Here is a 21,955-nt window from a genome sequence, read left to right on the forward strand (position 1 = left end):
CACACCGGCCCGCCGGCCGGTCAGGCGGGGTCGGCGAAGACCTCGGCCAGCACCCGGGGCCCGGTCGCCCGGCCGTCGGCGACCTTCGCCCACCGGCCGTTGTCGGCGTTCCACTCCAGCCCGTCGAAGCGCACCCGCTTCACCCCGTGGTCGGGGGCGTGCGAGACCAGCCAGTGCGCGTACCGCCAGCCGTCCCGGGCATCCGAGGCGGGCACCGTCACGTCGGTCAGCTCGGCCACCGCACCGGCGTCGGGCAACCCCCAGTCGAGGGTCAGGCCACGGGTCAGCTCGGCCACCGCGGCCTGCCCGCGCATCACCGGGGTACGCCCCACCGTGCAGGCCACCGCGCCGGTCGCCTCGCCGAGCAGGGCCCGCGCCAGCACCTGGGACTCGTCGGCCCACTTCTGGTACGCCTTCGGGTACGCCGAACGCTGCACCGCCTGGGCCGCGTCGGTGACCTCCATCCGCTCCCAGCCGCGCACCTTCTTCAGCGCCTTGTAGAACCGGTTCGCCGCGTACCGCTGGTCGCGGATCTGCTCCGGGGTGCCCCAACCCTGGCTGGGGCGCTGCTGGAACAGGCCGAGCGAGTCTCGGTCACCGTGGGCGAGGTTACGCAGCCCCGACTCCTGGTACGCGGTGGCCAGGGCGACCACCACGGCCTGCTCGGGCATCTGCCGCTGCATGCCGATGGCGGCGATGGTGGCCGCGTTGGCCATCTGGTCGGCGTCGAGCTTGACGGTGCCGTCGGCCTGCACGGTGCAACTGCGGCCGGCGACGGGAAGCCGGAACTCCCCGTCGAGTTGACGGACTCCCCAGCCCCCGACGATGGCGAACAACGCCACCACGACCCCGGCTGCCACGAATGTCCGTGTCCGCACCCGCACCTCCCGTTTCAACGTTCGCCAAGCGTACGTCGCCAACCGTCGGCCCCGGGTCGGTCGACCGGTTCACGTTCCCGTGCAGAATCGGAAGAAACCAGGTCAATCCCGGGGCACCCAGGCCGCGTCCCGCTTCTGTCGGAACGCCTCCACGCCCTCGCGGCCCTCGGCGGACAGGAAGTAGCCGGTGGACCGGGCGGACAGGTCGGCGATCTCCGCCCGCAGGTCGGTGGCGGCCGGGCGGCGCAGCAGCTCCTTCGTCCCGGCCAGCGCCCCCGGCGCGCCCCGCACCAGCGACGCGCAGTACCGGGCCACCGCCGCGTCCAGCTCGCCGGCCGGCACGGCGGCGGTCACCAGCCCCACCTCGGCGGCCCGCCGGCCGTCGAAGGTGTCGCCGGTCAGGTACAGCTCGGCGGCGGCCCGGGGGTGCAGCCGGGGTAGCACGGTCGCCGAGATCACCGCCGGGATCACCCCGATCCGCACCTCGGTGAAGGCGAACGTCGCCTCCTGCGCGCAGACCGCCAGGTCGGCCGCCGCGATCAGGCCCAACCCGCCGGCCCGCGCCGGCCCGGCCACCCGCGCCAGCACCGGCTTCGGGCACTGGCGCACCGCCACCAGCACGTCACCGAGCATCCCGGCCGGCACCGACCCGCTGGCGTACGCCGCCGCCGTCTCCTTGAGGTCCGCGCCGGAGCAGAAGACCGGGCCGGTGTGGTCCAGCACGACCACCCGGACCGCGTCGTCGGCGACCGCCCCGGCGATCCCGGCCAGCAGCTCGGTCATCAACGGGGTGGACAGCGCGTTGCGGTTGTGCGGGCTGTCCAGGGTGAGGGTGGTCACCCCACGGGCCGTGGCGACCCGCACGAGTCGGTCGGGAGAGGTCATGCCGGGCACACTAGTGGCCATGCCCGGCGTCCTTCCAGATGGTGAGACCGTTCCCGTCGACGGCGCGCTGCCCGGCACCGCCCTGCGCGGGGTCGGCGCGCGCGGGTTCGGTGTCTACCTGCACGTGCCGTTCTGCGCCAGCCGGTGCGGATACTGCGACTTCAACACCTACACCGCCGCCGAGCTGGGCGGGGGCGTCGGCCGGGAGTCGTACGCCGACACCGTGCTGACCGAGTTGGCGCTCGCCGCCCGGGTGCTCGCCGACGCCCCACCGCCCCGGGTCGACACGGTCTTCGTCGGCGGCGGCACCCCCACCCTGCTGCCCGCCGACGACCTGGCCCGGCTGCTCGACGGCATCGACCGCACCTGGGGGCTGGCCGCCGACGCCGAGGTCACCACCGAGGCCAACCCCGAGTCGGTGACCCCCGGATCGCTGAAGACCCTGCGCGCCGCCGGCTACACCCGGATCTCGCTGGGCATGCAGTCCGCCGCCGCCGGGGTGCTGGCCGTCCTCGACCGCACCCACCGCCCGGGACGCGCCGTCGAGGCCGCCCGGGAGGCCCGCGACGCCGGGTTCGACCACGTCAACCTCGACCTGATCTACGGCACGCCGGGGGAGCGCCCGGAGGACTTCGCCGCCTCGCTGGAGCAGGTGGTCGCCGCCGGGGTCGACCACGTCAGCGCGTACGCCCTGATCGTGGAGGACGGCACCCGGCTGGCGGCCCGGATGCGGCGCGGCGAGCTGCCGTACCCCTCCGACGACGTCGCGGCGGACCGCTACCTGGCCGCCGAGGCCGCCCTCGACGCGGCCGGTTTCTCCTGGTACGAGGTCTCCAACTGGGCGCGCGGCGGGGCGGCCCGGTGCCGGCACAACCTGCTCTACTGGACCGGCGGCGACTGGTGGGGCCTCGGCCCGGGGGCGCACAGCCACGTCGGCGGGGTGCGCTGGTGGAACGTCAAACACCCCACGACGTACGCGCAGCGGCTCGCCGCCGGGCACTCACCCGGCCTGGCCCGGGAGATCCTCACCCCGGCCGAGACGCACACGGAGGACGTGATGCTGCGGCTGCGGCTCGCCTCCGGGCTGCCGCTGGACGTGCTGGACGACGCGGGTCGGGCCGCCGCCGCCCGCGCGCTCGCCGACGGGCTGCTGGACCCGGTGGCCTATCCGCAGGGACAGGCGGTGCTCACCCTGCGGGGCCGGCTGCTGGCCGACGCGGTGGTCCGCGACCTGCTGCCCTGAGCGTGGCCGCGCCGGCCCGCCGCGCACCCTGCCGGGGCGCGCCGGGGCCGGCGGTGGTGCCCGACCGGCCGGGGGAGCGGCCGGTCGGGACTCACTTGATGAAGCTGGTGGACATCGGGTAGCGGTAGGCCTGACCCTCGTTGGCCTTCATGCCGGCGATGATCCCGAACAGGATCTGGATCACCACGACCGCGATGCTGGGCAGGAAGAGCAGGCACCAGCTCACGAAGAGCAGCACGAACGCGATGATCGACCAGAGGATCTGGAAGTTCAGCGCGGCCAGGGCCTGCGCCCGGACGGCCGGCGACTGCTGCCCGCGTACCAGGTAGGCGATCAGCGGGGCGACGAAGCCGAGCGGGCCGAAGCTGATCAGCGCGCCGGCGGCACCGCCGAAGTGCGCGACCAGCGCCCAGGTCTTGTCCTCGCTGTTGGCGTAGCCGCCGCTCGGCGCACCGTAGGCGCCGCCGGTCGGATATCCGCCACCGGGCGGGGGGTAGCCACCCGGCGGGGGGTAGCCGCCCGCGGGCGGCTGGTCACCGGTGGGCGGCGGATACCCGCCGGGCGGGGGGTACCCGCCCGCACCCGGCGCGCCGGACAGTGGTGCGGTGGGCGGCTCGTATGGCGAGCCCTGGGGCGCGGTCGGGTCCGGCGGGAACCCGTCGCCCGCGCCGGGAGGGCGAGGTGGTTCAGTCATGCCCGCCACGGTAGGGGCTGTCGGCAAGGGTGCACCAGAGCGACACTGGTGAGGTTGGCCTCGACCGTGCGTCAACGCCCCCGCCGGCTTGGTCCGTCTTGATCATATCGGCGGCGGTACTGCCGACGTAGACTGGCACTCGCTACAGTCGAGTGCCAGAGTGCTCGCCCGGGTGCGGCAGCGCCCGCAACGACGTGCGTCAGGAGGTGGGAGATGGGTCTCGACGACCGCAAACTCGCCGTGCTGCGGGCGATCGTCGAGGACTACGTCGCCACGCAGGAGCCCGTCGGCAGCAAGACGCTCGTCGAGCGGCACCAGCTCGGGGTCTCCCCGGCGACCGTCCGCAACGACATGGCGGTGCTGGAGGAGGAAGGCTACATCCGGCAGCCGCACACCAGCGCCGGCCGGGTCCCCACCGACCGGGGCTACCGTCTCTTCGTCGACCGGCTCTCCCGGGTCAAGCCGCTCAGCCCGGCCGAACGCCGGGCCATCGAGCGCTTCCTGGTCGGCGCGGTCGACCTCGACGACGTGGTGCACCGCACCGTACGCCTGCTGGCGCAGCTCACCCGACAGGTCGCCGTGGTGCAGTACCCGTCGCTGGCCCGCTCGTCGGTGCGCCACCTGGAACTGGTGCCGATCTCCACCACCCGGCTGATGCTGGTCATGATCGCCGACACCGGGCGGGTCGAGCAGCGGCTGGTCGAGCTGGCCGCGCCGGTCCCCGCCGACGACGTCCTCGACCTGCGCCGGCTGGTCAACGAGAAACTGGTCGGGAGTCGGTTGTCCGACACTCCGCCGTTGGTGCAGGCGCTTGTCGACGAGAGCGCGCCGCATCTGCGCGGCGCGATGACCACCCTGTCCACCGTGCTGCTGGAAACCCTGGTGGAGCGCACCGAGGAACGGCTCGCGCTGGCCGGCACCGCCAACCTCACCCGGGGTGGCCTGCTCGACTTCCAGGGCTCGCTGCGACCCATCCTGGAGGCGCTCGAAGAGGAGGTCGTGCTGCTCAAGCTGATCGGCGAGGCGGAGCCGAGCACCACCCGGGTGCTGATCGGCGACGAGAACGAGGTCGACAATCTCCGTGCCGCCTCGGTGGTCAGCACCGGGTACGGCCCGGGCAGCACCATCGTGGGCGGGCTGGGCGTGCTCGGCCCGACCCGGATGGACTACCCCGGCACCATCGCCACGGTGCGGGCCGTGGCACGCTACGTGGGCGAGCTGCTGGCCCAGAACTGACCAGTCAGGGCCGGCGGCCGGCTCCGGCCGCCGACCGGCGCAAACGCGAGACGAACATGAGGACACGGAACGCAGTGGCCAGGGACTACTACGGCATTCTCGGCGTGAGCCGGGAAGCCTCCGACGACGAGATCAAGCGCGCCTACCGCAAGCTGGCGCGGCAGTTCCACCCGGACGTCAATCCGGACCCGGAGGCACAGGAGAAGTTCAAGGACATCAACGCCGCGTACGAGGTCCTCTCGGACGACCGGAAGCGGCAGATCGTCGACCTGGGTGGCGACCCGCTCGCCCCGGGCGGCGGGGGCGCCGGCGGCCCGGGTGGCCCCGGCGGGGCCGGTCCGTTCGTCGGCTTCCAGGACATCATGGACGCCTTCTTCGGCGGCGCGGCCGGTGGCGCCCGTGGCCCACGGCCGCGGACCCGGCCCGGGGCCGACGCGATCCTGCGGCTGGAACTGGATCTGCACGAGACCGCCTTCGGCGTCGAGGCCCCGATCACGGTCGACACCGCCGTGCTCTGCACCACCTGCTCCGGGGCCGGCACCGCGGCCGGCACCCACCTGGCGACCTGCGAGGCGTGCGGCGGCCGGGGCGAGGTGCAGTCGGTACAGCGCACCTTCCTCGGCCAGGTCGTCTCGGCCCGGCCGTGCACCGTCTGCCAGGGCTACGGCACCACCATCCCGCACCCCTGCCCGACCTGCGCCGGCGACGGGCGGGTACGGACCCGCCGCTCGCTGACCGTCAAGATCCCGGCGGGCGTCGAGGACGGCATGCGCATCCGGCTCGCCCAGCAGGGCGAGGTCGGCCCGGGTGGCGGCACCGCCGGTGACCTCTACGTCGAGATCCACGAGCGGCCGCACGACGTCTACTCCCGCAAGGGCGACGACCTGCACTGCCGGGTCACCGTGCCGATGACCGCCGCCGCGCTGGGCACCCGGCTCACCATCAAGACGCTGGACAGCGACGAGACCGTCGACGTCAAGGCCGGCACCCAGCCGGGCAGCACGCTGCGGCTGCGCGCCCGGGGCGTACCGCACCTGCGCGGCACCGGCCGGGGCGACCTCTACGTCCACCTCGACGTGCGTACCCCCACCAAGCTCGACGCCGACCAGGAGAAGATGCTGCGGGACTTCGCCAAGACCCGGGGCGAGGAGGTCGCCGAGCTGAGCAAGCAGGGCGGCTTCTTCTCCCGGATGCGCGACGCCTTCAACGGCCACGCCTGACCGGTCGGGCTTGTCTCGGTCGGCCTGTCCCGTTCGATCTTGATCCGGTCGGTCTCGTGCCGGTCGGCTCGTCCCGGTTGGGGCGTGCCGGTCGGGCCGGCGTCCCGGGTGGCTTCCCGGCCGGCCCGGCCGGTTAGCCTGATCGGCGTGTCCGCGCCACTGTTCCTGGTCGAGTCGCTGCCCCCTGCCGACCAGTTCACCCTGGACGGCCCCGAGGGGCACCACGCCGCCACCGTGCAACGGCTGCGCGTCGGCGAGGAACTGCTGCTCGCCGACGGGCGGGGCGGCACCGCCACCGCCGTGGTCACCGCCGTCGGTCGGGGTGCCCTCGACCTCACCGTCACCTCCCGGGGGTACGTCGACGCGGACGTCCCCCGGCTGGTCGTGGTGCAGGGCATCGCCAAGGGCGACCGGGGCGAGCTGGCCGTACAGGCGATGACCGAGGTCGGGGTGGACGAGATCGTGCCCTGGGCGGCATCCCGCTCGGTGGCGCAGTGGCGCGGCGACCGGGGCGTACGGGCCCGGGACAAGTGGGTGGCGACGGCCCGGGAGGCAGCCAAACAGGCCCGCCGGGCGTGGCTGCCGGTGGTGGCCGGTACCCCGGACGAGTCCACCGCCGCGGTGGCCCGCCGGATCGCCGGGGCGGGCACGGCGTTCGTCCTGCACGAGGAGGCCGACGACCGGCTCACCACTGTCGACCTGCCGAGCACCGGCGAGATCGTCCTGGTCGTCGGGCCCGAGGGCGGCGTCGCCCCGACCGAGCTGACCACCTTCACCGACGCGGGCGCCCGCGCGGTACGTCTGGGCCCCTCGGTCCTACGCACCTCCACCGCCGGCCCCGCCGCCCTGGCCGTCCTCGCCACCCGCCTCTCCCGCTGGTAACCACCCCACCCATCCCTCCCCGCCTGCCCCCGCCCTGCCCCGGTGATCAAGAGGTTTGCGTCATCCTCCGGCTCGATCCCCGCCCCGAACCTCTTGATCACCGCCCCTCAACGCCGCCTCGTACCACCGTCTCCCGGCGGTGTCCCCTCGTGATCAAGAGGTTTGCGTCATCGGCGGGCCCGGGATTGACGCAAACCTCTTGATCACCGGGGCAGGGGCGGAAGGGGCGGTGTGGGAGGGGCGGGCGGGGGAGTGGGGGAGGGGTGGTCTTTAGAGTGGGGGGATGGGAGCCGACTGTCTGTTCTGCCGCATCGTCGCCGGGGAGATTCCGGCCACCATCGTCAAGGAGACCGCCACCACCCTGGCCTTCCGTGACATCGGGCCGAAGGCGCCGGTGCACGTGCTGATCATCCCCAAGGAGCACTACGCCGATGTGGCGACGCTCGGTCAGGGTGACCCGGGGCTGGCCGGCGAGGTCCTGGCCACGGCGGCGGCGGTGGCCGAGGACGAGGGGCTGACCGGTGACGGCTTCCGGCTGATGTTCAACACCGGCCCGTACGGCGGCCAGGAGGTCTTCCACGTGCACGCCCACCTGCTCGGCGGCGCGCCCCTGGGCCCGATGCTGGCCCGGGACCTGGTGTGACGTCGACGGCCGACCCGGAACCCGACCCGGACGGCCAGGGGGCACCCACCCGGCGTCGGCTGGAACGGATGGTCCGTGGCACCCAGGCGCAGGCACGGGTGCCGGCCCTGGCGGTGGCGCTGCACCGGGCCGACGGTCCGCTCTGGAGCTTCCAGGTCGGCACCACCGGTAACGACACCGTCCTCGGCCCGGCGAGCCGGTTCCGGATCGGCTCGGTCACCAAGACCTTCACCGCCGTGCTGGCGTTGCAGTGCCGCGACGACGGGCTGCTCGACCTGGACGACCCGCTGGGCCGGCACCTGGACCTGCCCGCGCACGGCGAGTTGACCGTACGCCGGTTGCTCTCGCACACCGCCGGGCTGCAACGCGAACCGTACGGCGACGTCTGGGACACGCTGCGCGCGCCGCAGGTGGACGAGTTGGTCGCCGACCTGGTCCGGGCCGAGCGGGTGCTGCCCACCGGCCGCCGTTACCACTACTCCAACCTGGGCATGGCGCTGCTCGGCCGGCTGGTCGGCGCGCTGCGCGGCGGCACCTGGGCCGAGGTGCTCGCCGACCGGGTGCTCACCCCGTTGGCGCTGGCCGGCACCTCGGTCGACCCGGGGCCGCAGGCGGTGACCGGGTTCCTGGTCGACGCGTACTCCGACGAGGCACATCCGGAGCCGCCGACCGACTTCGGGGCGGTCGGGCCGGCCGGCCAGCTGTGGAGCACCGCGACGGACATGGCCCGGTGGGCGGCGTTCCTCGCCGATCCGGCCGCGCTGGACCCGACCGGGGCGGTGCTCGCCCCGACGACGCTGGACGAGATGCGCTGGCCGGTGACCACCACCGACGAGACGGCCTGGAGGGCCGGCTTCGGGCTCGGGCTGATCCTGGTCCCGTACCCGGACCGGGTGGTGCACGTGGGGCACGACGGCGCGATGCCTGGCTTCCTGGCCGGCGTCTACGGCCGGCGCGGCGGGGACGGCACCCCCGGCGCGATGGGCTGCGCGGTGCTCGCCTCCTGCGGCACCGCCGCCGAGGTGCTGGAACTGCCGCACCGGCTGCTCGCCGCCTCGGCCGAGCACGACCCGGCGGAGATCGTGCCGTGGCGGCCGGGCCCGGGTGCGCCCGGCCCGCTGCGGGGGGTGCTGGGCCGCTGGTGGGGCGAGGGGTTCGAGTACGTCTTCTCCTGGCACGACGGGGCGCTGCGGGCCCGGGGCGCGGACGATCCGGCGGGGCGGCCCCCGGCGGTGTTCGCGCCGACGCCGCAGTCACCTGACGTGTTCCGGACGGTCTCCGGGCGGGAGGTCGGGGAGCTGCTGCGGCTCACCCGCGACGCCGACGGGACGGTGGTCGCGATGCACTGGGCCACCTACCGTTTCACCCGCCACCAGGAGACCTTCGACCGGTACGACTTCCGGGCCTGACCGGCCGGCCCTCGACCTCGGCCGCCAGCCGCCGGCCCGATCCGGCTCCCGGGCCTGACCCGCCGGCTCCCGGGCCCTGACATGCCAGCTGCCGGCCCGGTGCCGGCCGCCGGACGGGCCGGGAGGCGGGTACGACCGCCCGGCCCCGCCGGGCGGGAAAAGTGGCGCGGTGCCGCCGGGCCCGAGCGGATACGATGGGAGTATCGTCCGCACGCCGTGCCAGCAGGGCACGGCGCGAGATGGAAGCAGGTGGCGCAGGGCCCCACGGCCCGACCTATGACCGGCACCCCACCTCCCGGCCCGCCCCGGGTGCAGACCAGGATCACGGTTCCCGACGCCAAGATCATGGTCAACCTGCTCGGCGCGGGCGACGAGATCCTGCGACTCGTCGAACGTTCGGTCACCAGCGACGTGCACGTTCGCGGCAACGAGATCACCATCACCGGCGCGCCCGCGGACAATGCTCTCGCCGAGCGCCTCTTCAGCGAGCTGCTCGAACTGATCGAGAAAGGCGAGACCCTGACCACTGACGCTGTCCGGCGTACCGTCGGCATGCTCGAACAGGGCGGCACCGAGCGACCCGCCGAGGTGCTCACCCTCAACATCCTCTCCCGGCGCGGGCGCACCATCCGCCCCAAGACGCTCGGGCAGAAGACGTACGTCGACTCGATCGACGCCAACACGATCGTGTTCGGCATCGGCCCGGCCGGCACCGGCAAGACGTACCTGGCGATGGCGAAGGCCGTCCAGGCGCTCCAGGCCAAGCAGGTCAGCCGGATCATCCTGACCCGTCCGGCGGTCGAGGCGGGCGAGCGACTGGGCTTCCTGCCGGGCACCCTGAACGAGAAGATCGACCCGTACCTGCGCCCGCTCTACGACGCGCTGCACGACATGCTCGACCCGGAGTCCATCCCGAAGCTGATGGCCGCCGGTACCATCGAGGTGGCGCCGCTGGCGTACATGCGGGGTAGGGCGCAGCCCTACGACGCGAAGGTGCTGACTCCGGAGGGTTTCCGACCGTTCGGGTCGCTGCGGGTCGGTGACCTGGTCATCGGCGCGAACGGGACGCCCACGCCGGTGATCGGCATCTACCCGCAGGGGCCCAAGCAGGTATACCGGGTCACCACGCAGGACGGGGCCTCGACCCTCTGCTGCGGTGAACACCTCTGGACGGTGGCCACCCCGGAGGACAAGCGGCGCGGCGGTCGGCGCACCCTCGAGACGCACGAGATGATCGGCAAGGAACGGCGGGGTCACATCCGCCGGTACGAGCTTCCGGTCGTGGCACCGGTGCAGCTCGAGTCGCAGGACGTTCCGCTCGACCCGTACGCCCTCGGTCTGCTGCTCGGCGACGGCAGCATCTCGTTGCGGACCACCCCGGCCTTCAGCACCGCCGACCCGGAGCTGGCCGACGCGCTCGACGCGGCGCTGCCCGACATCGAGCTGGTGCGCAAGAACAACTACGACTACGTGCTCCGGCACGTCAACGGTCACCGGGGCGGGGTGATCGTCGCCAACCCGGTGACGCTCGCGCTCCGCGAACTGGGCCTTGCCGGTGCGAAGTCGGGGACCAAGTTCGTGCCCGACGTCTACCTGCAGAACAGTCTCGGCGTCCGGCTGGCCGTTCTGCAGGGGCTGCTGGACACCGACGGGGGGCCGGTCGTCCAGGCGGGGCGCACCTGTCGGGTGCAGTACTCGACGACCTCGACCCGGCTGCGGGACGACGTCGTCCACCTGGTCCAGTCGCTCGGCGGAGTGGCGACCTGGCGGGTACGGGAGGTCGAGGGACGCAAGCCCGGTCTGGCCAACGGGCGTCCGGTCCCGTATCGCGCCGACGCCTACGTCGTGGAGATCCGGCTACCGGCCGGTGTCCCGCCGTTCCGCCTGGCCCGCAAGCGCCAGCGGTACGACGAGCACGGCGGCGGGCGGCCGATGCGGTTCATCGACTCGATCATCCCGGCCGGGGTGCAGGAGACGATGTGCATCCAGGTCGCGGCGGAGGACTCGTTGTACGTGACCGACGACTTCCTGGTCACCCACAACACCCTGAACGACGCTTTCATCATCCTGGACGAGGCGCAGAACACCACGCCCGAGCAGATGAAGATGTTCCTCACCCGACTGGGCTTCGGTTCCAAGATCGTGGTGACCGGTGACGTCACCCAGGTGGACCTTCCCGGCGGGACGGCCAGCGGGCTGCGGGTGGTCCGGGAGATCCTGGGCCATGTCGAGGACGTGCACTTCGCGCAGCTCTCCAGCGCGGATGTGGTCCGGCACCGGCTGGTCGGTGAGATCGTCGACGCGTACGCCCGCTGGGACGAGCGGGAGAACCAGCAGGCGCAGGGCGTGCACGCCGTGCCGGGGCGGACCGCCCAGGGCGGCCGAGCCGGCCGACGCCGCTAACCAATCAGAGGAAGACAGTTGTCCATCGAGATCGCCAACGAGTCCGGTGCCGAGGTCGACACCGACGCGGTGCTCGCCGTGGCCCGGCACGCCCTCGACGAGATGGGGGTCAACCCGCTCGCCGAGCTGTCCGTGCTGCTTGTCGACATCGGCTACATGACCGAGCTGAACCATCGTTGGATGGGCGGCGACGGCCCCACCGACGTGCTCGCCTTCCCCATGGACGAGGGCAGCGTCGACCACGGCCCGGGGGAGAGCGCCCCGGCCGGCGGTGAACCGGCACTGCTCGGCGACATCGTGCTCTGCCCGGAGGTGGCGGCCAAGCAGGCGGCCACCGCCGGGCACAGCGCCGCCGACGAGCTGCACCTGCTCACCGTGCACGGGGTGCTGCACCTGCTCGGCTACGACCACGCCGAGCCGGAGGAGGAGCGGGAGATGTTCGCCCTCCAGGCCCGGCTGCTGGCCAGCTGGCGGTCGACCCGGTCCCGGTGATGGACATAGTCGCGGCCGGTCCGACCGCCGGCCTTCCCGATCTTCAGCTGATCTTCTTCGCGGCCGGGCTGGTGGTGCTCGCCGGCCTGATCGCGATGACCGAGGCCGCGCTGGCCGCGGTCTCCCCGGCCCGCGCCGCGGAGCTGGCCCGCGACGGGGCGCGGGGCGCGCGTACCCTCCAGGCCGTCGCCGGTGACGTGGTCCGCCACCTCAACCTGTTGTTGCTGCTGCGGCTGCTCGCCGAGCTGACCGCCACCACCCTGGTCGCCCTGGTCGCGGTGGACAGCTTCGGCGCGGGCTGGCGGGCGGCGCTGGTGACCGCCGGGGCGATGACCGTGGTCAGTTTCGTGGTGGTGGGGGTGGCCCCGCGCACGCTGGGCCGGCAGCACGCGTACGCGGTGGGCCGGGCGGTGGCGCCGCTGGTGCGCTGGCTGGGTCGGGCACTGAACCCGCTGGCCTCGTTGCTGATCCTGATCGGCAACGCGGTCACCCCGGGGCGTGGCTTCCGGGAGGGGCCGTTCGCCACCCAGGTCGAGCTGCGGGAGCTGGTCGACCTGGCCGAGCAGCGGGGGGTGGTGGAGCACGGCGAACGCCAGATGATCCACTCGGTCTTCGCGCTCGGCGACACCATCGCCCGGGAGGTGATGGTGCCGCGCACCGAGATGGTGTGGATCGAGGAGGGCAAGACCCTCTCCCAGGCGCTGGCGCTGTTCCTGCGCTCCGGGTTCTCCCGCATCCCGGTGATCGGGGAGAGCGTCGACGACGTGCTCGGCGTGCTCTACCTCAAGGACCTCATCCGGCGTACCCGGGGCGGCGACCTGCGGGCCCACCAGACGCCGGTGGCCGAGCTGATGCGGCCGGCGACGTTCGTGCCGGAGTCCAAGCCGGTCGACGACCTGCTGTCGGAGATGCAGGCCGCCCGCAACCACCTGGTCATCGTCGTCGACGAGTACGGCGGCACCGGCGGGCTGGTCACCATCGAGGACATCCTGGAGGAGATCGTCGGCGAGATCACCGACGAGTACGATGTCGAGCGCCCGCCGGTGGAGCACCTGGCCGACGGCGCGGTGCGGGTCACCGCCCGGCTGCCGGTGGAGAACCTGGGCGAGTTGTTCGACACCGAGCTGCCCACCGACGAGGTGGAGACGGTCGGTGGCCTGTTGGCGCAGGCCCTGGGGCGGGTGCCGATCCCGGGTGCCGACGCCGAGGTGGCCGGCCTCAAACTGGTCGCCGAGGGCACCACCGGCCGACGTAACCGGATAGACAGCGTGCTGGTCAGCCGGGTGCCGTCGGACGGACCCGATTCCCCTGACAGTCAGCACAGCACCGAGGAGAGGCAACCCGCCGATGCCTGAGACACCCGTCGAGCCGGCCGCCCGGCCCACCCCGTCCGATCCGGCCGAGTTGAGTGCCGAGGACGGCAAGCTGGTCGTGCTGGCCCGTGGTGCCCGTGCCCGGGTGGCCGCGGTGGAGGGCGCGGCGGTCCGCGACCAGGACGGCCGGACGTACGCGGCGGCGAGCGTCGCGCTGCCCTCGTTGACGGTCACGGCGTTGCAGCTCGCGGTGGCGTCGGCGGTGGCGGCCGGGGCGAGTCGGCTGGAGGCGGCGGTGGTGGTGACCGAGGCGTCGACGCTGGACGGGGCGGGTCACGCCGCGGTGCGGGACCTGTCCGCCGACGCGCCGATCCACGTGGCCGCGCCGGACGGCACGGTGCTCGGCACGGTGATCGAGTGACCGGCGTGGAGCAGCGGCCGTACCGGGCGGGTTTCGGGTGTTTCGTCGGGCGGCCGAACGCCGGCAAGTCGACCCTGACCAACGCCATCGTCGGCACCAAGATCGCGATCACCTCCAACAAGCCGCAGACCACCCGGCACGTCATCCGGGCCGTGCTGCACCGGCCGGATTCGCAGCTGGTCCTGGTGGACACCCCGGGCCTGCACCGGCCGCGCACCCTGCTCGGCGAGCGCCTCAACGACCTGGTGCGCACCACCTGGACGGAGGTCGACGTGATCGGCCTGTGCATTCCGGCCGACGAGCCGGTGGGCCGGGGTGACCGGTTCATCAGCGGCGAGCTGAGCGAGTTGAAGGCCACCGTCCTCGCCGTGGTCACCAAGACCGACCTGGTCGACAAGCGGCGGCTGGCCGAGCAGTTGCTCGCGGTCAGCGAGCTGGCTGACTTCGCCGCCGTGGTGCCGGTCAGCGCGGTCTCCGGGCACCAGGTGGACACCCTGGTCGACGTGATGACCGGTTACCTGCCGCCGTCGCCGCAGCTCTACCCGGACGACATGCTCACCGACGAGCCGGAGCAGGTGCTGGTCGCCGAGCTGATCCGGGAGGCGGCGCTGGAGGGGGTCCGCGACGAGCTGCCGCACTCGATCGCCGTGGTGGTGGAGGAGATGATCCCCGAGGGTCAGCTCATGAAGATCTACGCCGACGTCTACGTCGAGCGGCCCAGCCAGAAGGCGATCGTGCTCGGCCACCGGGCCAGCCGGCTCAAGGAGGTCGGCACCACCGCCCGCAAGCAGATCGAGGAGCTGCTCGGCACCCGGGTCTACCTGGACCTGCACGTCCGGGTCGCCAAGGAGTGGCAGCGCGATCCGAAGCAGTTGCGCAAGCTGGGTTTCTGATCCCGTACGCCGGGTGGAATTCGGACACTGATATGGGAAGTTTCACGTCAGGCACCGATTAGCAGCGGTTTCACAGGTCGGGTGCGCAGGGTAGGGGACGTCCATCCCGCCCCCGACATAGATGCAGCCTGATGCGTAACCGATATCTGGATCTGCTCCGGTTCCTGGCCATCATCCGGGTCGTGGTCTACCACGTCACCGGGCTGGCCTCGCTGACGCTTGTCTTCCCGGCCATGTCGGTCATGTTCGCCCTGGCCGGGTCGCTGATGGCCGCGTCGCTGGACCGCTGCGGCGTGCCCGCGGTCGGGCGTCGGCTGCGCCGGCTGCTGCCCTCGCTGTGGGTGGTGGCGGCGGTCTTCGTCCCGGCGATGCTGCTGACCGGGCTGGTGTTCACCCCCCGGGTGGTGCTGTGGCTGTTTCCCATCACCGACCCGCCCGCGAACTACTGGGGTGGGCTCGCGCTCAGCCCGATCTGGTACCTGCGGGACTACCTGTGGTTCGTGCTCGCCTCCCCGGTGGCGCTGTGGCTGTTCCGCCGGGCCCCGCTGCCCACCCTGGCCGTCCCCTACCTGCTGTTGATCGCGATCGAGGCGGGTCTGCTGACCACCACCTCGACGGTGTTGCAGCACTTCGGCCTGTACTTCGGCGCCTGGCTGCTCGGCTTCGCCCACCACGACGGGTTGCTGCGCCGGCTGGCCGGCCGGGTGCTGGTGCCGGCGGCGCTGCTGCTGGCCGGGGCCGGCGCCGGCTGGATCCTCACCCACCCCGGGCCGCGCGGCTACGACCTCAACGACATCCCGCTGGGCAACGCCCTGTGGTCGGCGGCGTTCATCCTGGTCGTCATCGGCCGGGCCCCGGCCACCGCCGCCTGGGTGGACCGCAACCGGATCGTCAGCCGGCTGGTGACGATCGCGAACCGGCGCGCGTTGACCATCTACCTGTGGCACATGCCCTTCGTGGTGGCGCTCACCCCGCTGGTCGGGCTGGTCGGCTGGTCGACCCGCGACCCGTGGGGGCTGGCGATCCGGGTGGTGCTGGTCTTCCTCCTGGTGGGCGTGGTGACCCTGCTGGTCGGCTGGGTCGAGGACGTGGCGGCCCGCCGCCGCCCCGAGCTGGTCCCGGGCCGGCGGCCGGCCCGACCGGTGCCGGCGACGCCCGTCGTCCCGGCCCCCCGGACGGCCGGGGCCGACGCCGCCGGGACCAGGGCCCGCTGAGGTACGCCGGGACGCCTCAACGCTGCACGACCGTCACGTTCCCGCTGCCGGTCTCGAGGTCGAGCACCAGCGACGCCGTCGGATCGTTGGTCACCCCGATCTCGGCCTCCCCCGAGTCGACGTTCGACTTCACCCGGTAGCGGCCCGCCGGCACCGTCAGCTCGACGTCCCCGCTGCCGGCGTGGGCCCGCGCCGAGGCCGCGGTGCTCAGCAGGAGCGTGATGTTGCCGGAGTCGGTCTCGGCGAAGACGTCGCCACCGAGCCGGGTGCCCGTGACGTCACCGGAGGACGCCCGCAGGTCGACCGGGCCGGTGACGTTGAGCACCTCGATGTTGCCCGAGCCGGTCTCGGCCCGCACCGGGCCGCTGGCGTCGGCGATCCGCAGGTTGCCCGAGCCCAGGGAGAAGTCGACCGATCCGATCTTGGCCAGCTCGACGTCGCCGGAGCCGGTCTCGCCCTGCACCCGCACCCCGGGCGGGGCGGTCACCTCGTACGACACCGAGCAGCGGGGGCCGCAGCCGGTGTCCAGCACCAGTTCGTCGCCGGTGATCTGGTACGTGGTGTCGGGCTGGTCACCCTGGTAGCGGAGCACCCGCTTGACGCGTACCCCGGTGGCCGGGCCGGTGGCCCGCACCACGACGTCCCCGGAACCGGGCCGGACGGTGATCCGGGCGATCGTCGCCGTCTCGGTGGTGTCGAAGTCCAGCCGCCGGAACGCCAGTGTGTCGCACCCGGTGGCGAGGATGAGGGCGGCGGTCGCGCCCAGGGCGACCACGCTGCGGGGAAGTGCCATGACCAGCAACCTACGACCGCCGCACCCCGGCGCACATCCGGGGCGCGGCACCCACCCACCCCGATCCGACCCTGATTTCCCACCCCGAGAGAGAATGACCCGATGGCCGGGTACCGCCGACAGCTCTACCGCGACGACGCGGTGGTGCTGCGTGTGCAGAAGCTGGGCGAGTCCGACCGGATCATCACGCTGCTGACCCGCCGGCACGGCCGGCTGCGGGCGGTGGCCCGGGGGGTACGCCGTACCACCAGCAAGTTCGGTGCCCGGCTGGAACCGTTCGGGCACATCGACCTCCAACTCGCCGGGGACCCGAAGGGCAACACCGGCAGCTCGCTGCACAGCGTCAGCCAGGTCGAGGGCATCGACCTGTACGGCCGGCGCTTCCTCGGGGACTACCCCCGGTACACGGCGGCGAGCGCGATCGCGGAGACGGCCGAACGCCTCACCCCCGTCGAGCGGGAACCGTCGCTGCGGCTGTTCCAGCTCACCCTCGGCGCGCTCAAGGCGCTGTCGCTGGGGGAGCACGCCACCACGCTGGTGCTCGACGCCTACCTGCTGCGCGGGATGAGCCTCGCCGGGTGGGCGCCGGCACTGACCGCCTGTGCGGTCTGCGGCACCCCGGGGCGGCACCGGGCGTTCTCCGTACCGGCGGGTGGCGCGGTCTGCCCGGACTGCCGGCCGCCCGGCGCGGCCCACCCCGCGCCGGCCACCATCGACCTGATGTCCGCCCTCACCAGCGGCGACTGGCAGGTCGCCGACGCCACCGCCACCGGGGTACGCCGGGAGTGCAGCGGCCTGGTCGCGGCGCACCTGCAGTGGCACCTGGAACGCGCGCTACGCTCGCTGCCGCTGGTCGACCGGGGCGGTGCGCCGGACACCGGCCCGGTGGGCGGTGTACCGGTGGGTGGTGGCGGGCCGGCCGGGGACGACGGCGGTGCGCCGGGTGGCCGGGTGGTGCCGCCCCGGGTCGGTGTGGAGGGTGTGGACAGGGAGATGACCGAGTGATCCGATCGTTGAGGTCCGGCCGGCGGGAGCCGGTGCCACCGACCCCGCACCCGTCGGGGGCACGTCCACCGGCGTTGCCCGCCGAGGCGCTGCCGAAGCACGTCGCGGTGGTGATGGACGGCAACGGCCGCTGGGCCAAGGAGCGCGGTCTGCCCCGCACCAAGGGCCACGAGCAGGGCGAGTTCAGCCTCTTCGACACCGTGGAGGGGGCGATCGAGCTGGGCGTGCCCTACCTGTCGGCGTACGCCTTCTCCACCGAGAACTGGCGGCGCTCGCCGGACGAGGTCCGCTTCCTGATGGGCTTCAACCGGGACGTCATCCGCCGCCGCCGCGACCAACTGGTCGACCTGGGGGTGCGGGTGGTCTGGTCGGGGCGGGCGGGCCGGCTGTGGAAGAGCGTCATCTCCGAGTTGCAGACCGCCGAGGAGATGTCCCGGGGCAACTCGACGCTGACCCTCCAGTTCTGCGTCAACTACGGCGGCCAGGCCGAGATCGCCGACGCCGCCGCCGCGATCGCCCGGGAGGTGGCCGCCGGTCGGCTCGACCCGGACAAGGTCACCGAGAAGACCGTGGCGAAGTACCTCTACCACCCGGAGGTCCCCGAGGTCGACCTCTTCCTGCGCCCCTCCGGCGAGGAACGGATCTCCAACTTCATGCTCTGGCAGTCGGCGTACGCGGAGCTGGTGTTCCTGGACACCCTCTGGCCGGACTTCGACCGCCGCCACCTGTGGTACGCCTGCGAGCTGTACGCCCAGCGGGACCGCCGGTTCGGTGGCGCGCTGCCCAACCCGGTCGCCCCGCCGCGCTGACCGGACCACGGTTGGTGATCTCACCGTCGGGGTATCCCCTGGTGAGCAGCCAATCGCGGAGGTGAGCACTCATGATTCAGAAGCGGATCGCACAGTGGGCGGTCATGGCGGTCGCCGTGCCGCTGGCCGCGGCGGGCGCCCGCCGGCTGAGCCACACCCTGGAGGCCCGTCGCGGCCCCAGCGGGGTGAGCCGGATGCTGAGCCGGGGCGCCGACGTGCTGCGCCCGCAGAAGGCCCGCCGTCGGCGGTTCTGGTGACCGCCGCCCGGCCGGCCGCACACCGCTGACCACCCCCCGGCAACGGGCCGACGGATGCCGCGCCCCAGCCGGTCACCTGTCGGCCCGGATCGCCGTGGACCGGCGCCCGGGCCCAGGCGTGAGAATGCCCCGCCGTCGCGGCACGTGCCGCAACAGCGGGGCATTCGTCATGTCCTCCCGGCCCCGGGCGGACGGGCCGCCCCGGTGCCGGTGCGGTGTGGACACCGCACCGACGTCGGCGGGCTGGTCAGCCGGCCACTTCGGAGCGGTCGGCGGTCGCCCACAGGGTGTGGAACGCGCCCTCCCGGTCGATCCGGTGGTAGGTGTGCGCGCCGAAGTTGTCCCGCAGGCCCTGGATCAGGGCCGCCGGCAACCGCTCCGCGCGCAGCGCGTCGAAGTAGGCGAGCGACGAGGAGAAGGCCGGGGTGGGCACACCTGCCCGCGCCGAGTCCGCCACCACCCGACGCCAGCTCGGCACGCCGTCGCTCACCGCGTCGGCGAAGTACGGCGCGACCAGCAGCGTCGGCAGCTCCGGCTGCGAGTCGTACGCCTCCCGGATGCGGTCGAGGAAGCGCGCCCGGATGATGCAGCCGCCCCGCCAGATGGTGGCGGTGCCACCCAGGTCGATGTCCCAGTGGTACTCGCGGCTGCCGGCCCGGATCTGGTCGAAGCCCTGCGCGTACGCGACGATCTTGCTGGCCAGCAGTGCCCGGCGGACGTCCTCGACGAACGCGTCCCGGTCCTCGACCTGCCACTTCTCGCCCGCGTCGCCGAACGTGCGGCGGGCCGCCTCGCGCTGACCGGCGTGCCCGGACAGCGACCTGGCGAAGGTCGCCTCGGCGATGCCGGTGATCGGGATGCCCAGGTCGAGGGCGATCTGCACCGTCCAGCGGCCGGTGCCCTTCTGCTCGGCCTGGTCGAGCACCACGTCGACGAACGCCTTGCCGGTGGCGGCGTCGGTGTGCGCCAGCACGTCGGCGGTGATCTCGATGAGGAACGACTCCAGCTCGCCGGTGTTCCACTCCCGGAAGATCTCCGCGATCTCCGCCGGGGTCGCCCCCAGCCCGGCCCGCAGCAGGTCGTACGCCTCGGCGATGAGCTGCATGTCGGCGTACTCGATGCCGTTGTGGACCATCTTGACGAAGTGGCCCGCGCCGTCGGGGCCGACGTGCTGGCAGCAGGGGACGCCGTCCACCTGCGCGGCGATCTTCTCGAACATCGGGCCGAGCTTCTGGTAGGACTCCGCCGAGCCGCCCGGCATGATGCTCGGCCCGAGCAACGCGCCCTCCTCGCCACCGGAGACACCGGTGCCGACGAAGTGCAGCCCGTGCTCGCGCAGCGTCTCCTCCCGGCGGCGGGTGTCGGCGAAGTGGGCGTTGCCGGCGTCGACGACGATGTCGCCCTCCTCCAGCAGCGGCACCAGCTCGTCGATGACGGCGTCGGTGGGGGCGCCCGCCTTGACCATGACGATCACCGCGCGGGGCCGCTCCAGCGAGCCGACGAAGTCGGCCAGGGACTCCGACGGCACGAAGGTGCCCTCGTCGCCGTGCTCGGCGACCAGGCTGCGGGTGCGCTCCGGGGAGCGGTTGTGCACCGCCACGGTGAACCCGTTCCGGGCCAGGTTGCGGGCCAGGTTGCGACCCATCACCGCCAGCCCGGTCACGCCGATCTGCGCCGTCGCCTGTTGCGTCATGTCGTACCCGCCACCTCTCACGTCACCTGTGTGCTGTGAACCTATCGCGCGCCCGCGAGGGCCGGCAGCCGCCGTCCACCCAGTGTCACAGGGTGGTCGCGTACGCCCGGCGGGGGTCGCCGCCGTCGGCGCGACGGGGTCGGAAAAGCGGGTGCGCCGGGTGCGGGGGTGGGTTAGCGTGACGGCATGCGCATCTGACGCCCTTCTCTCCAGAGCCGACCCGCCGCCGTGGCCGTGGGTCCGCGTGCTCGGGCGTCCGCGTTTCCCACTCCTCCCCGCAGGGGGATGACCCGTGGCCGGTCGTCCGGAGCCGATCCCGTCCGTCGACCGCCCGCCCGCCGTCCGCGTGGCAGGGTGGCCCTCCGCACCTCGTCAGGAGGCAGCGTATGCCCGCCAAGCGCAGTCCGAAGAAGTCCCGTCGTCCCGTACCGTCCCCGGTGGAGGTGGACCCGACGGCGCTCGCGGCACTCACCGTGACGCCCGCGCACCCGGTTCCCCTCGCCGTCGCGTCGTCCCACCCGGACGCCGCCGCGCGGCAAACTCCGCCCCCTCCGCCGTCGCGGTCGGGCCGGCCGGTCCGGGCCGGCTCCACCACCGCCCAGGGCCAGAACCGGCGGTACGCCTTCCGCCGCAGCTGACCCGCCCGGCGGGGGCCCCCTCGGCCGGGGGCCCGTTACGCCAGATCGCCGAAACAGCGGTATCCGAGCCCTCGGATACCGCTGTTTCGGCTCAATGGCGCCGGCGGCCTGCCGCTCGGCGGGCCGGGTGGGTCAGCCGATCAGGGGGCGGAAGGTGCCGAGGGCGACGCTGACCGCGAGGGCGCTGCCGGCCAGGGCGGCCGCTCCGGCGACGAGCAGCCAGTCGGCCGGGCGGAACACCTGCCGGCGGGCCACCGTACGCGGGGTGCCGGCGTCGAAGCCCCGGGCGTCCATCGCCACCGCCAGCCGGGTGCCGCGCCGGATCGCCCCCACCAGCAGGGCGAACGCCGTGGCGGCGAAGAGCCGCAGCCGGGCCAGCGGGTTACGGCCGGCGTCCACCCCCCGGGCCCGGCGCGCCATGGTCAGCATCTGCCACTCCTGACCGAGCAGCGGCACCAGCCGGAACGCGGCCAGGGCGCCGATGGCGAAGCGGGCCGGGGCCTTCGCGTTCTGTACCAGCGCGTCGGCCAGGTCGGTCGGGTCGGTGGTCGCGAAGACGATCACCCCGGGCAGGGCGACCGCGAGCATCCGCAACACCAGTCCCAACGCGGTGACCAGCACTCCCGAGGTGACCAGCAGCGGTCCGGCCTCCCCGAGCACCCGGCCGGAACGGTCGGCGGCGAACAGCACCAGGGTGACCAGGATGCCGACGGCACCGGCCAGCAGGGGCAGGGCCCGCCGGGCCAGCACCCGGTAGCGGATGCCGAACAGTGGCAGCAGCGCCAGTTCCATGGCGATCGCCACCGCGGGCGCGACCGGGTCGAGGCTGGCCACCAGCAGGAAAGAGAAGACCAGACCGGCCGCGAGCTTCGCCACCGGGTTGCGTCGGGCCAGCGGCGCACCGGGCGTCGCGACGGGTTCCAGACCGATCACG

Annotated in this window: 21 protein-coding genes and 3 pseudogenes; 18 read left to right on the plus strand and 6 right to left on the minus strand. The window is 73.3% G+C overall.

Going from position 1 to position 21,955, the window contains the following annotated elements:
* Nucleotides 1–20: 20 nt before the first annotated feature.
* Both ACN265_RS05590 and ACN265_RS05595 read right to left on the minus strand, forming a co-directional pair.
* Nucleotides 21–884 carry a hypothetical protein gene (locus tag ACN265_RS05590; protein WP_204926473.1) on the minus strand — a complete coding sequence of 288 codons (864 nt, stop codon included), beginning with the start codon at nucleotides 882–884 and terminating at the stop codon, nucleotides 21–23.
* 96 nt (nucleotides 885–980) lie between these two features.
* The gene (locus ACN265_RS05595) at nucleotides 981–1,763 is read right to left on the minus strand and encodes an enoyl-CoA hydratase-related protein (protein WP_377686434.1); all 783 of its coding nucleotides are present in this window, start codon (nucleotides 1,761–1,763) and stop codon (nucleotides 981–983) included.
* Between the two features lie 19 nt (nucleotides 1,764–1,782).
* Between ACN265_RS05595 and hemW the strand changes: the two genes are divergently transcribed.
* Nucleotides 1,783–3,006 carry a radical SAM family heme chaperone HemW gene (gene hemW / locus ACN265_RS05600; protein ID WP_421411383.1) on the plus strand — a complete coding sequence of 408 codons (1,224 nt, stop codon included), beginning with the start codon at nucleotides 1,783–1,785 and terminating at the stop codon, nucleotides 3,004–3,006.
* 91 nt (nucleotides 3,007–3,097) lie between these two features.
* Here the strand turns inward: hemW and ACN265_RS05605 are convergent, their stop codons facing one another.
* Nucleotides 3,098–3,700, minus strand: a complete 603-nt coding sequence (locus tag ACN265_RS05605) for a DUF4870 domain-containing protein (protein WP_420118055.1) — start codon at nucleotides 3,698–3,700, stop codon at nucleotides 3,098–3,100.
* 213 nt (nucleotides 3,701–3,913) lie between these two features.
* On the opposite strand from ACN265_RS05605, the gene hrcA reads away from it, so the two are divergent.
* The 13 genes and pseudogenes from hrcA (at nucleotide 3,914) to ACN265_RS05670 (ending at nucleotide 15,826) form a co-directional block, all read left to right on the plus strand.
* Entirely contained in the window at nucleotides 3,914–4,936 is a 1,023-nt protein-coding gene (gene hrcA / locus ACN265_RS05610; protein WP_204926294.1) for a heat-inducible transcriptional repressor HrcA, read from the plus strand.
* A 74-nt stretch (nucleotides 4,937–5,010) separates the two neighbouring features.
* Nucleotides 5,011–6,156, plus strand: a complete 1,146-nt coding sequence (dnaJ, locus tag ACN265_RS05615) for a molecular chaperone DnaJ (protein ID WP_204926475.1) — start codon at nucleotides 5,011–5,013, stop codon at nucleotides 6,154–6,156.
* 147 nt (nucleotides 6,157–6,303) lie between these two features.
* Nucleotides 6,304–7,038 (plus strand): 16S rRNA (uracil(1498)-N(3))-methyltransferase, encoded by a 735-nt coding sequence (locus ACN265_RS05620; protein WP_204926295.1) that lies wholly within the window; start codon nucleotides 6,304–6,306, stop codon nucleotides 7,036–7,038.
* Nucleotides 7,039–7,321: 283 nt separating this feature from the next.
* On the plus strand, nucleotides 7,322–7,681 hold the full coding sequence (locus ACN265_RS05625) for a histidine triad nucleotide-binding protein (RefSeq protein ID WP_088644388.1): 360 nt from the start codon (nucleotides 7,322–7,324) through the stop codon (nucleotides 7,679–7,681).
* A 68-nt stretch (nucleotides 7,682–7,749) separates the two neighbouring features.
* The gene (locus ACN265_RS05630; protein ID WP_357932234.1) at nucleotides 7,750–9,090 is read left to right on the plus strand and encodes a serine hydrolase domain-containing protein; all 1,341 of its coding nucleotides are present in this window, start codon (nucleotides 7,750–7,752) and stop codon (nucleotides 9,088–9,090) included.
* Between the two features lie 276 nt (nucleotides 9,091–9,366).
* Nucleotides 9,367–10,062: pseudogene (locus tag ACN265_RS05635) on the plus strand (PhoH family protein); the annotation flags it as partial.
* Nucleotides 10,063–10,320: 258 nt separating this feature from the next.
* Nucleotides 10,321–10,872, plus strand: a pseudogene (locus ACN265_RS05640) (LAGLIDADG family homing endonuclease); the annotation flags it as partial.
* A gap of 261 nt (nucleotides 10,873–11,133) precedes the next feature.
* Nucleotides 11,134–11,493, plus strand: a pseudogene (locus ACN265_RS05645) (PhoH family protein); the annotation flags it as partial.
* A gap of 18 nt (nucleotides 11,494–11,511) precedes the next feature.
* The gene (gene ybeY / locus ACN265_RS05650) at nucleotides 11,512–11,985 is read left to right on the plus strand and encodes an rRNA maturation RNase YbeY (protein WP_088644390.1); all 474 of its coding nucleotides are present in this window, start codon (nucleotides 11,512–11,514) and stop codon (nucleotides 11,983–11,985) included.
* Nucleotides 11,961–13,340: a hemolysin family protein gene (locus ACN265_RS05655; protein ID WP_204926477.1), complete on the plus strand. Its 1,380-nt coding sequence runs from the start codon at nucleotides 11,961–11,963 to the stop codon at nucleotides 13,338–13,340. The genes ybeY and ACN265_RS05655 overlap by 25 nt, the downstream gene beginning before the upstream one ends.
* On the plus strand, nucleotides 13,333–13,719 hold the full coding sequence (locus tag ACN265_RS05660) for a cytidine deaminase (protein ID WP_204926297.1): 387 nt from the start codon (nucleotides 13,333–13,335) through the stop codon (nucleotides 13,717–13,719). Before ACN265_RS05655 ends, ACN265_RS05660 begins: the two co-directional genes overlap by 8 nt.
* Nucleotides 13,716–14,612: a GTPase Era gene (era, locus tag ACN265_RS05665; protein WP_204926298.1), complete on the plus strand. Its 897-nt coding sequence runs from the start codon at nucleotides 13,716–13,718 to the stop codon at nucleotides 14,610–14,612. The genes ACN265_RS05660 and era overlap by 4 nt, the downstream gene beginning before the upstream one ends.
* Nucleotides 14,613–14,743: 131 nt before the next feature.
* The gene (locus tag ACN265_RS05670; protein ID WP_421406258.1) at nucleotides 14,744–15,826 is read left to right on the plus strand and encodes an acyltransferase family protein; all 1,083 of its coding nucleotides are present in this window, start codon (nucleotides 14,744–14,746) and stop codon (nucleotides 15,824–15,826) included.
* A gap of 16 nt (nucleotides 15,827–15,842) precedes the next feature.
* Here the strand turns inward: ACN265_RS05670 and ACN265_RS05675 are convergent, their stop codons facing one another.
* Nucleotides 15,843–16,619 carry a DUF4097 family beta strand repeat-containing protein gene (locus ACN265_RS05675; protein ID WP_357932128.1) on the minus strand — a complete coding sequence of 259 codons (777 nt, stop codon included), beginning with the start codon at nucleotides 16,617–16,619 and terminating at the stop codon, nucleotides 15,843–15,845.
* Between the two features lie 102 nt (nucleotides 16,620–16,721).
* On the opposite strand from ACN265_RS05675, the gene recO reads away from it, so the two are divergent.
* The 3 genes from recO (at nucleotide 16,722) to ACN265_RS05690 (ending at nucleotide 18,690) form a co-directional block, all read left to right on the plus strand.
* Nucleotides 16,722–17,624: a DNA repair protein RecO gene (gene recO, locus ACN265_RS05680; protein ID WP_204926301.1), complete on the plus strand. Its 903-nt coding sequence runs from the start codon at nucleotides 16,722–16,724 to the stop codon at nucleotides 17,622–17,624.
* 32 nt (nucleotides 17,625–17,656) lie between these two features.
* The gene (locus ACN265_RS05685) at nucleotides 17,657–18,433 is read left to right on the plus strand and encodes an isoprenyl transferase (RefSeq protein WP_204926478.1); all 777 of its coding nucleotides are present in this window, start codon (nucleotides 17,657–17,659) and stop codon (nucleotides 18,431–18,433) included.
* A gap of 71 nt (nucleotides 18,434–18,504) precedes the next feature.
* Nucleotides 18,505–18,690 carry a hypothetical protein gene (locus ACN265_RS05690; protein ID WP_357024099.1) on the plus strand — a complete coding sequence of 62 codons (186 nt, stop codon included), beginning with the start codon at nucleotides 18,505–18,507 and terminating at the stop codon, nucleotides 18,688–18,690.
* 247 nt (nucleotides 18,691–18,937) lie between these two features.
* On the opposite strand, the gene gndA is transcribed toward ACN265_RS05690, so the two are convergent.
* On the minus strand, nucleotides 18,938–20,383 hold the full coding sequence (gene gndA / locus ACN265_RS05695) for an NADP-dependent phosphogluconate dehydrogenase (RefSeq protein ID WP_204926303.1): 1,446 nt from the start codon (nucleotides 20,381–20,383) through the stop codon (nucleotides 18,938–18,940).
* 386 nt (nucleotides 20,384–20,769) lie between these two features.
* On the opposite strand from gndA, the gene ACN265_RS05700 reads away from it, so the two are divergent.
* Nucleotides 20,770–21,021, plus strand: a complete 252-nt coding sequence (locus ACN265_RS05700) for a hypothetical protein (RefSeq protein WP_421406260.1) — start codon at nucleotides 20,770–20,772, stop codon at nucleotides 21,019–21,021.
* Nucleotides 21,022–21,153: 132 nt separating this feature from the next.
* Here the strand turns inward: ACN265_RS05700 and ACN265_RS05705 are convergent, their stop codons facing one another.
* Nucleotides 21,154–21,954, minus strand: coding sequence for an energy-coupling factor transporter transmembrane component T family protein (locus ACN265_RS05705; protein ID WP_420117722.1), 801 nt, complete (start codon nucleotides 21,952–21,954; stop codon nucleotides 21,154–21,156).
* Nucleotide 21,955 lies beyond the last annotated feature (1 nt).

The sequence above is a fragment of the Micromonospora sp. WMMD730 genome (genome assembly GCF_049178955.1).
Taxonomy (GTDB): domain Bacteria; phylum Actinomycetota; class Actinomycetes; order Mycobacteriales; family Micromonosporaceae; genus Micromonospora; species Micromonospora wenchangensis.

What these genes read in the sequence shown, in the direction of transcription:
- ACN265_RS05595 (WP_377686434.1), bottom strand. Translation starts at nt 1,763, where the DNA reads ATGACCTCTCCCGACCGACTCGTGCGGGTCGCCACGGCCCGTGGGGTG.
- hemW (WP_421411383.1), top strand. Translation starts at nt 1,783, where the DNA reads ATGCCCGGCGTCCTTCCAGATGGTGAGACCGTTCCCGTCGACGGCGCG.
- ACN265_RS05605 (WP_420118055.1), bottom strand. Translation starts at nt 3,700, where the DNA reads ATGACTGAACCACCTCGCCCTCCCGGCGCGGGCGACGGGTTCCCGCCG.
- hrcA (WP_204926294.1), top strand. Translation starts at nt 3,914, where the DNA reads ATGGGTCTCGACGACCGCAAACTCGCCGTGCTGCGGGCGATCGTCGAG.
- ACN265_RS05625 (WP_088644388.1), top strand. Translation starts at nt 7,322, where the DNA reads ATGGGAGCCGACTGTCTGTTCTGCCGCATCGTCGCCGGGGAGATTCCG.
- ACN265_RS05630 (WP_357932234.1), top strand. Translation starts at nt 7,750, where the DNA reads ATGGTCCGTGGCACCCAGGCGCAGGCACGGGTGCCGGCCCTGGCGGTG.
- ACN265_RS05660 (WP_204926297.1), top strand. Translation starts at nt 13,333, where the DNA reads ATGCCTGAGACACCCGTCGAGCCGGCCGCCCGGCCCACCCCGTCCGAT.
- ACN265_RS05670 (WP_421406258.1), top strand. Translation starts at nt 14,744, where the DNA reads ATGCGTAACCGATATCTGGATCTGCTCCGGTTCCTGGCCATCATCCGG.
- ACN265_RS05675 (WP_357932128.1), bottom strand. Translation starts at nt 16,619, where the DNA reads ATGGCACTTCCCCGCAGCGTGGTCGCCCTGGGCGCGACCGCCGCCCTC.
- recO (WP_204926301.1), top strand. Translation starts at nt 16,722, where the DNA reads ATGGCCGGGTACCGCCGACAGCTCTACCGCGACGACGCGGTGGTGCTG.
- ACN265_RS05690 (WP_357024099.1), top strand. Translation starts at nt 18,505, where the DNA reads ATGATTCAGAAGCGGATCGCACAGTGGGCGGTCATGGCGGTCGCCGTG.
- gndA (WP_204926303.1), bottom strand. Translation starts at nt 20,383, where the DNA reads ATGACGCAACAGGCGACGGCGCAGATCGGCGTGACCGGGCTGGCGGTG.
- ACN265_RS05700 (WP_421406260.1), top strand. Translation starts at nt 20,770, where the DNA reads ATGCCCGCCAAGCGCAGTCCGAAGAAGTCCCGTCGTCCCGTACCGTCC.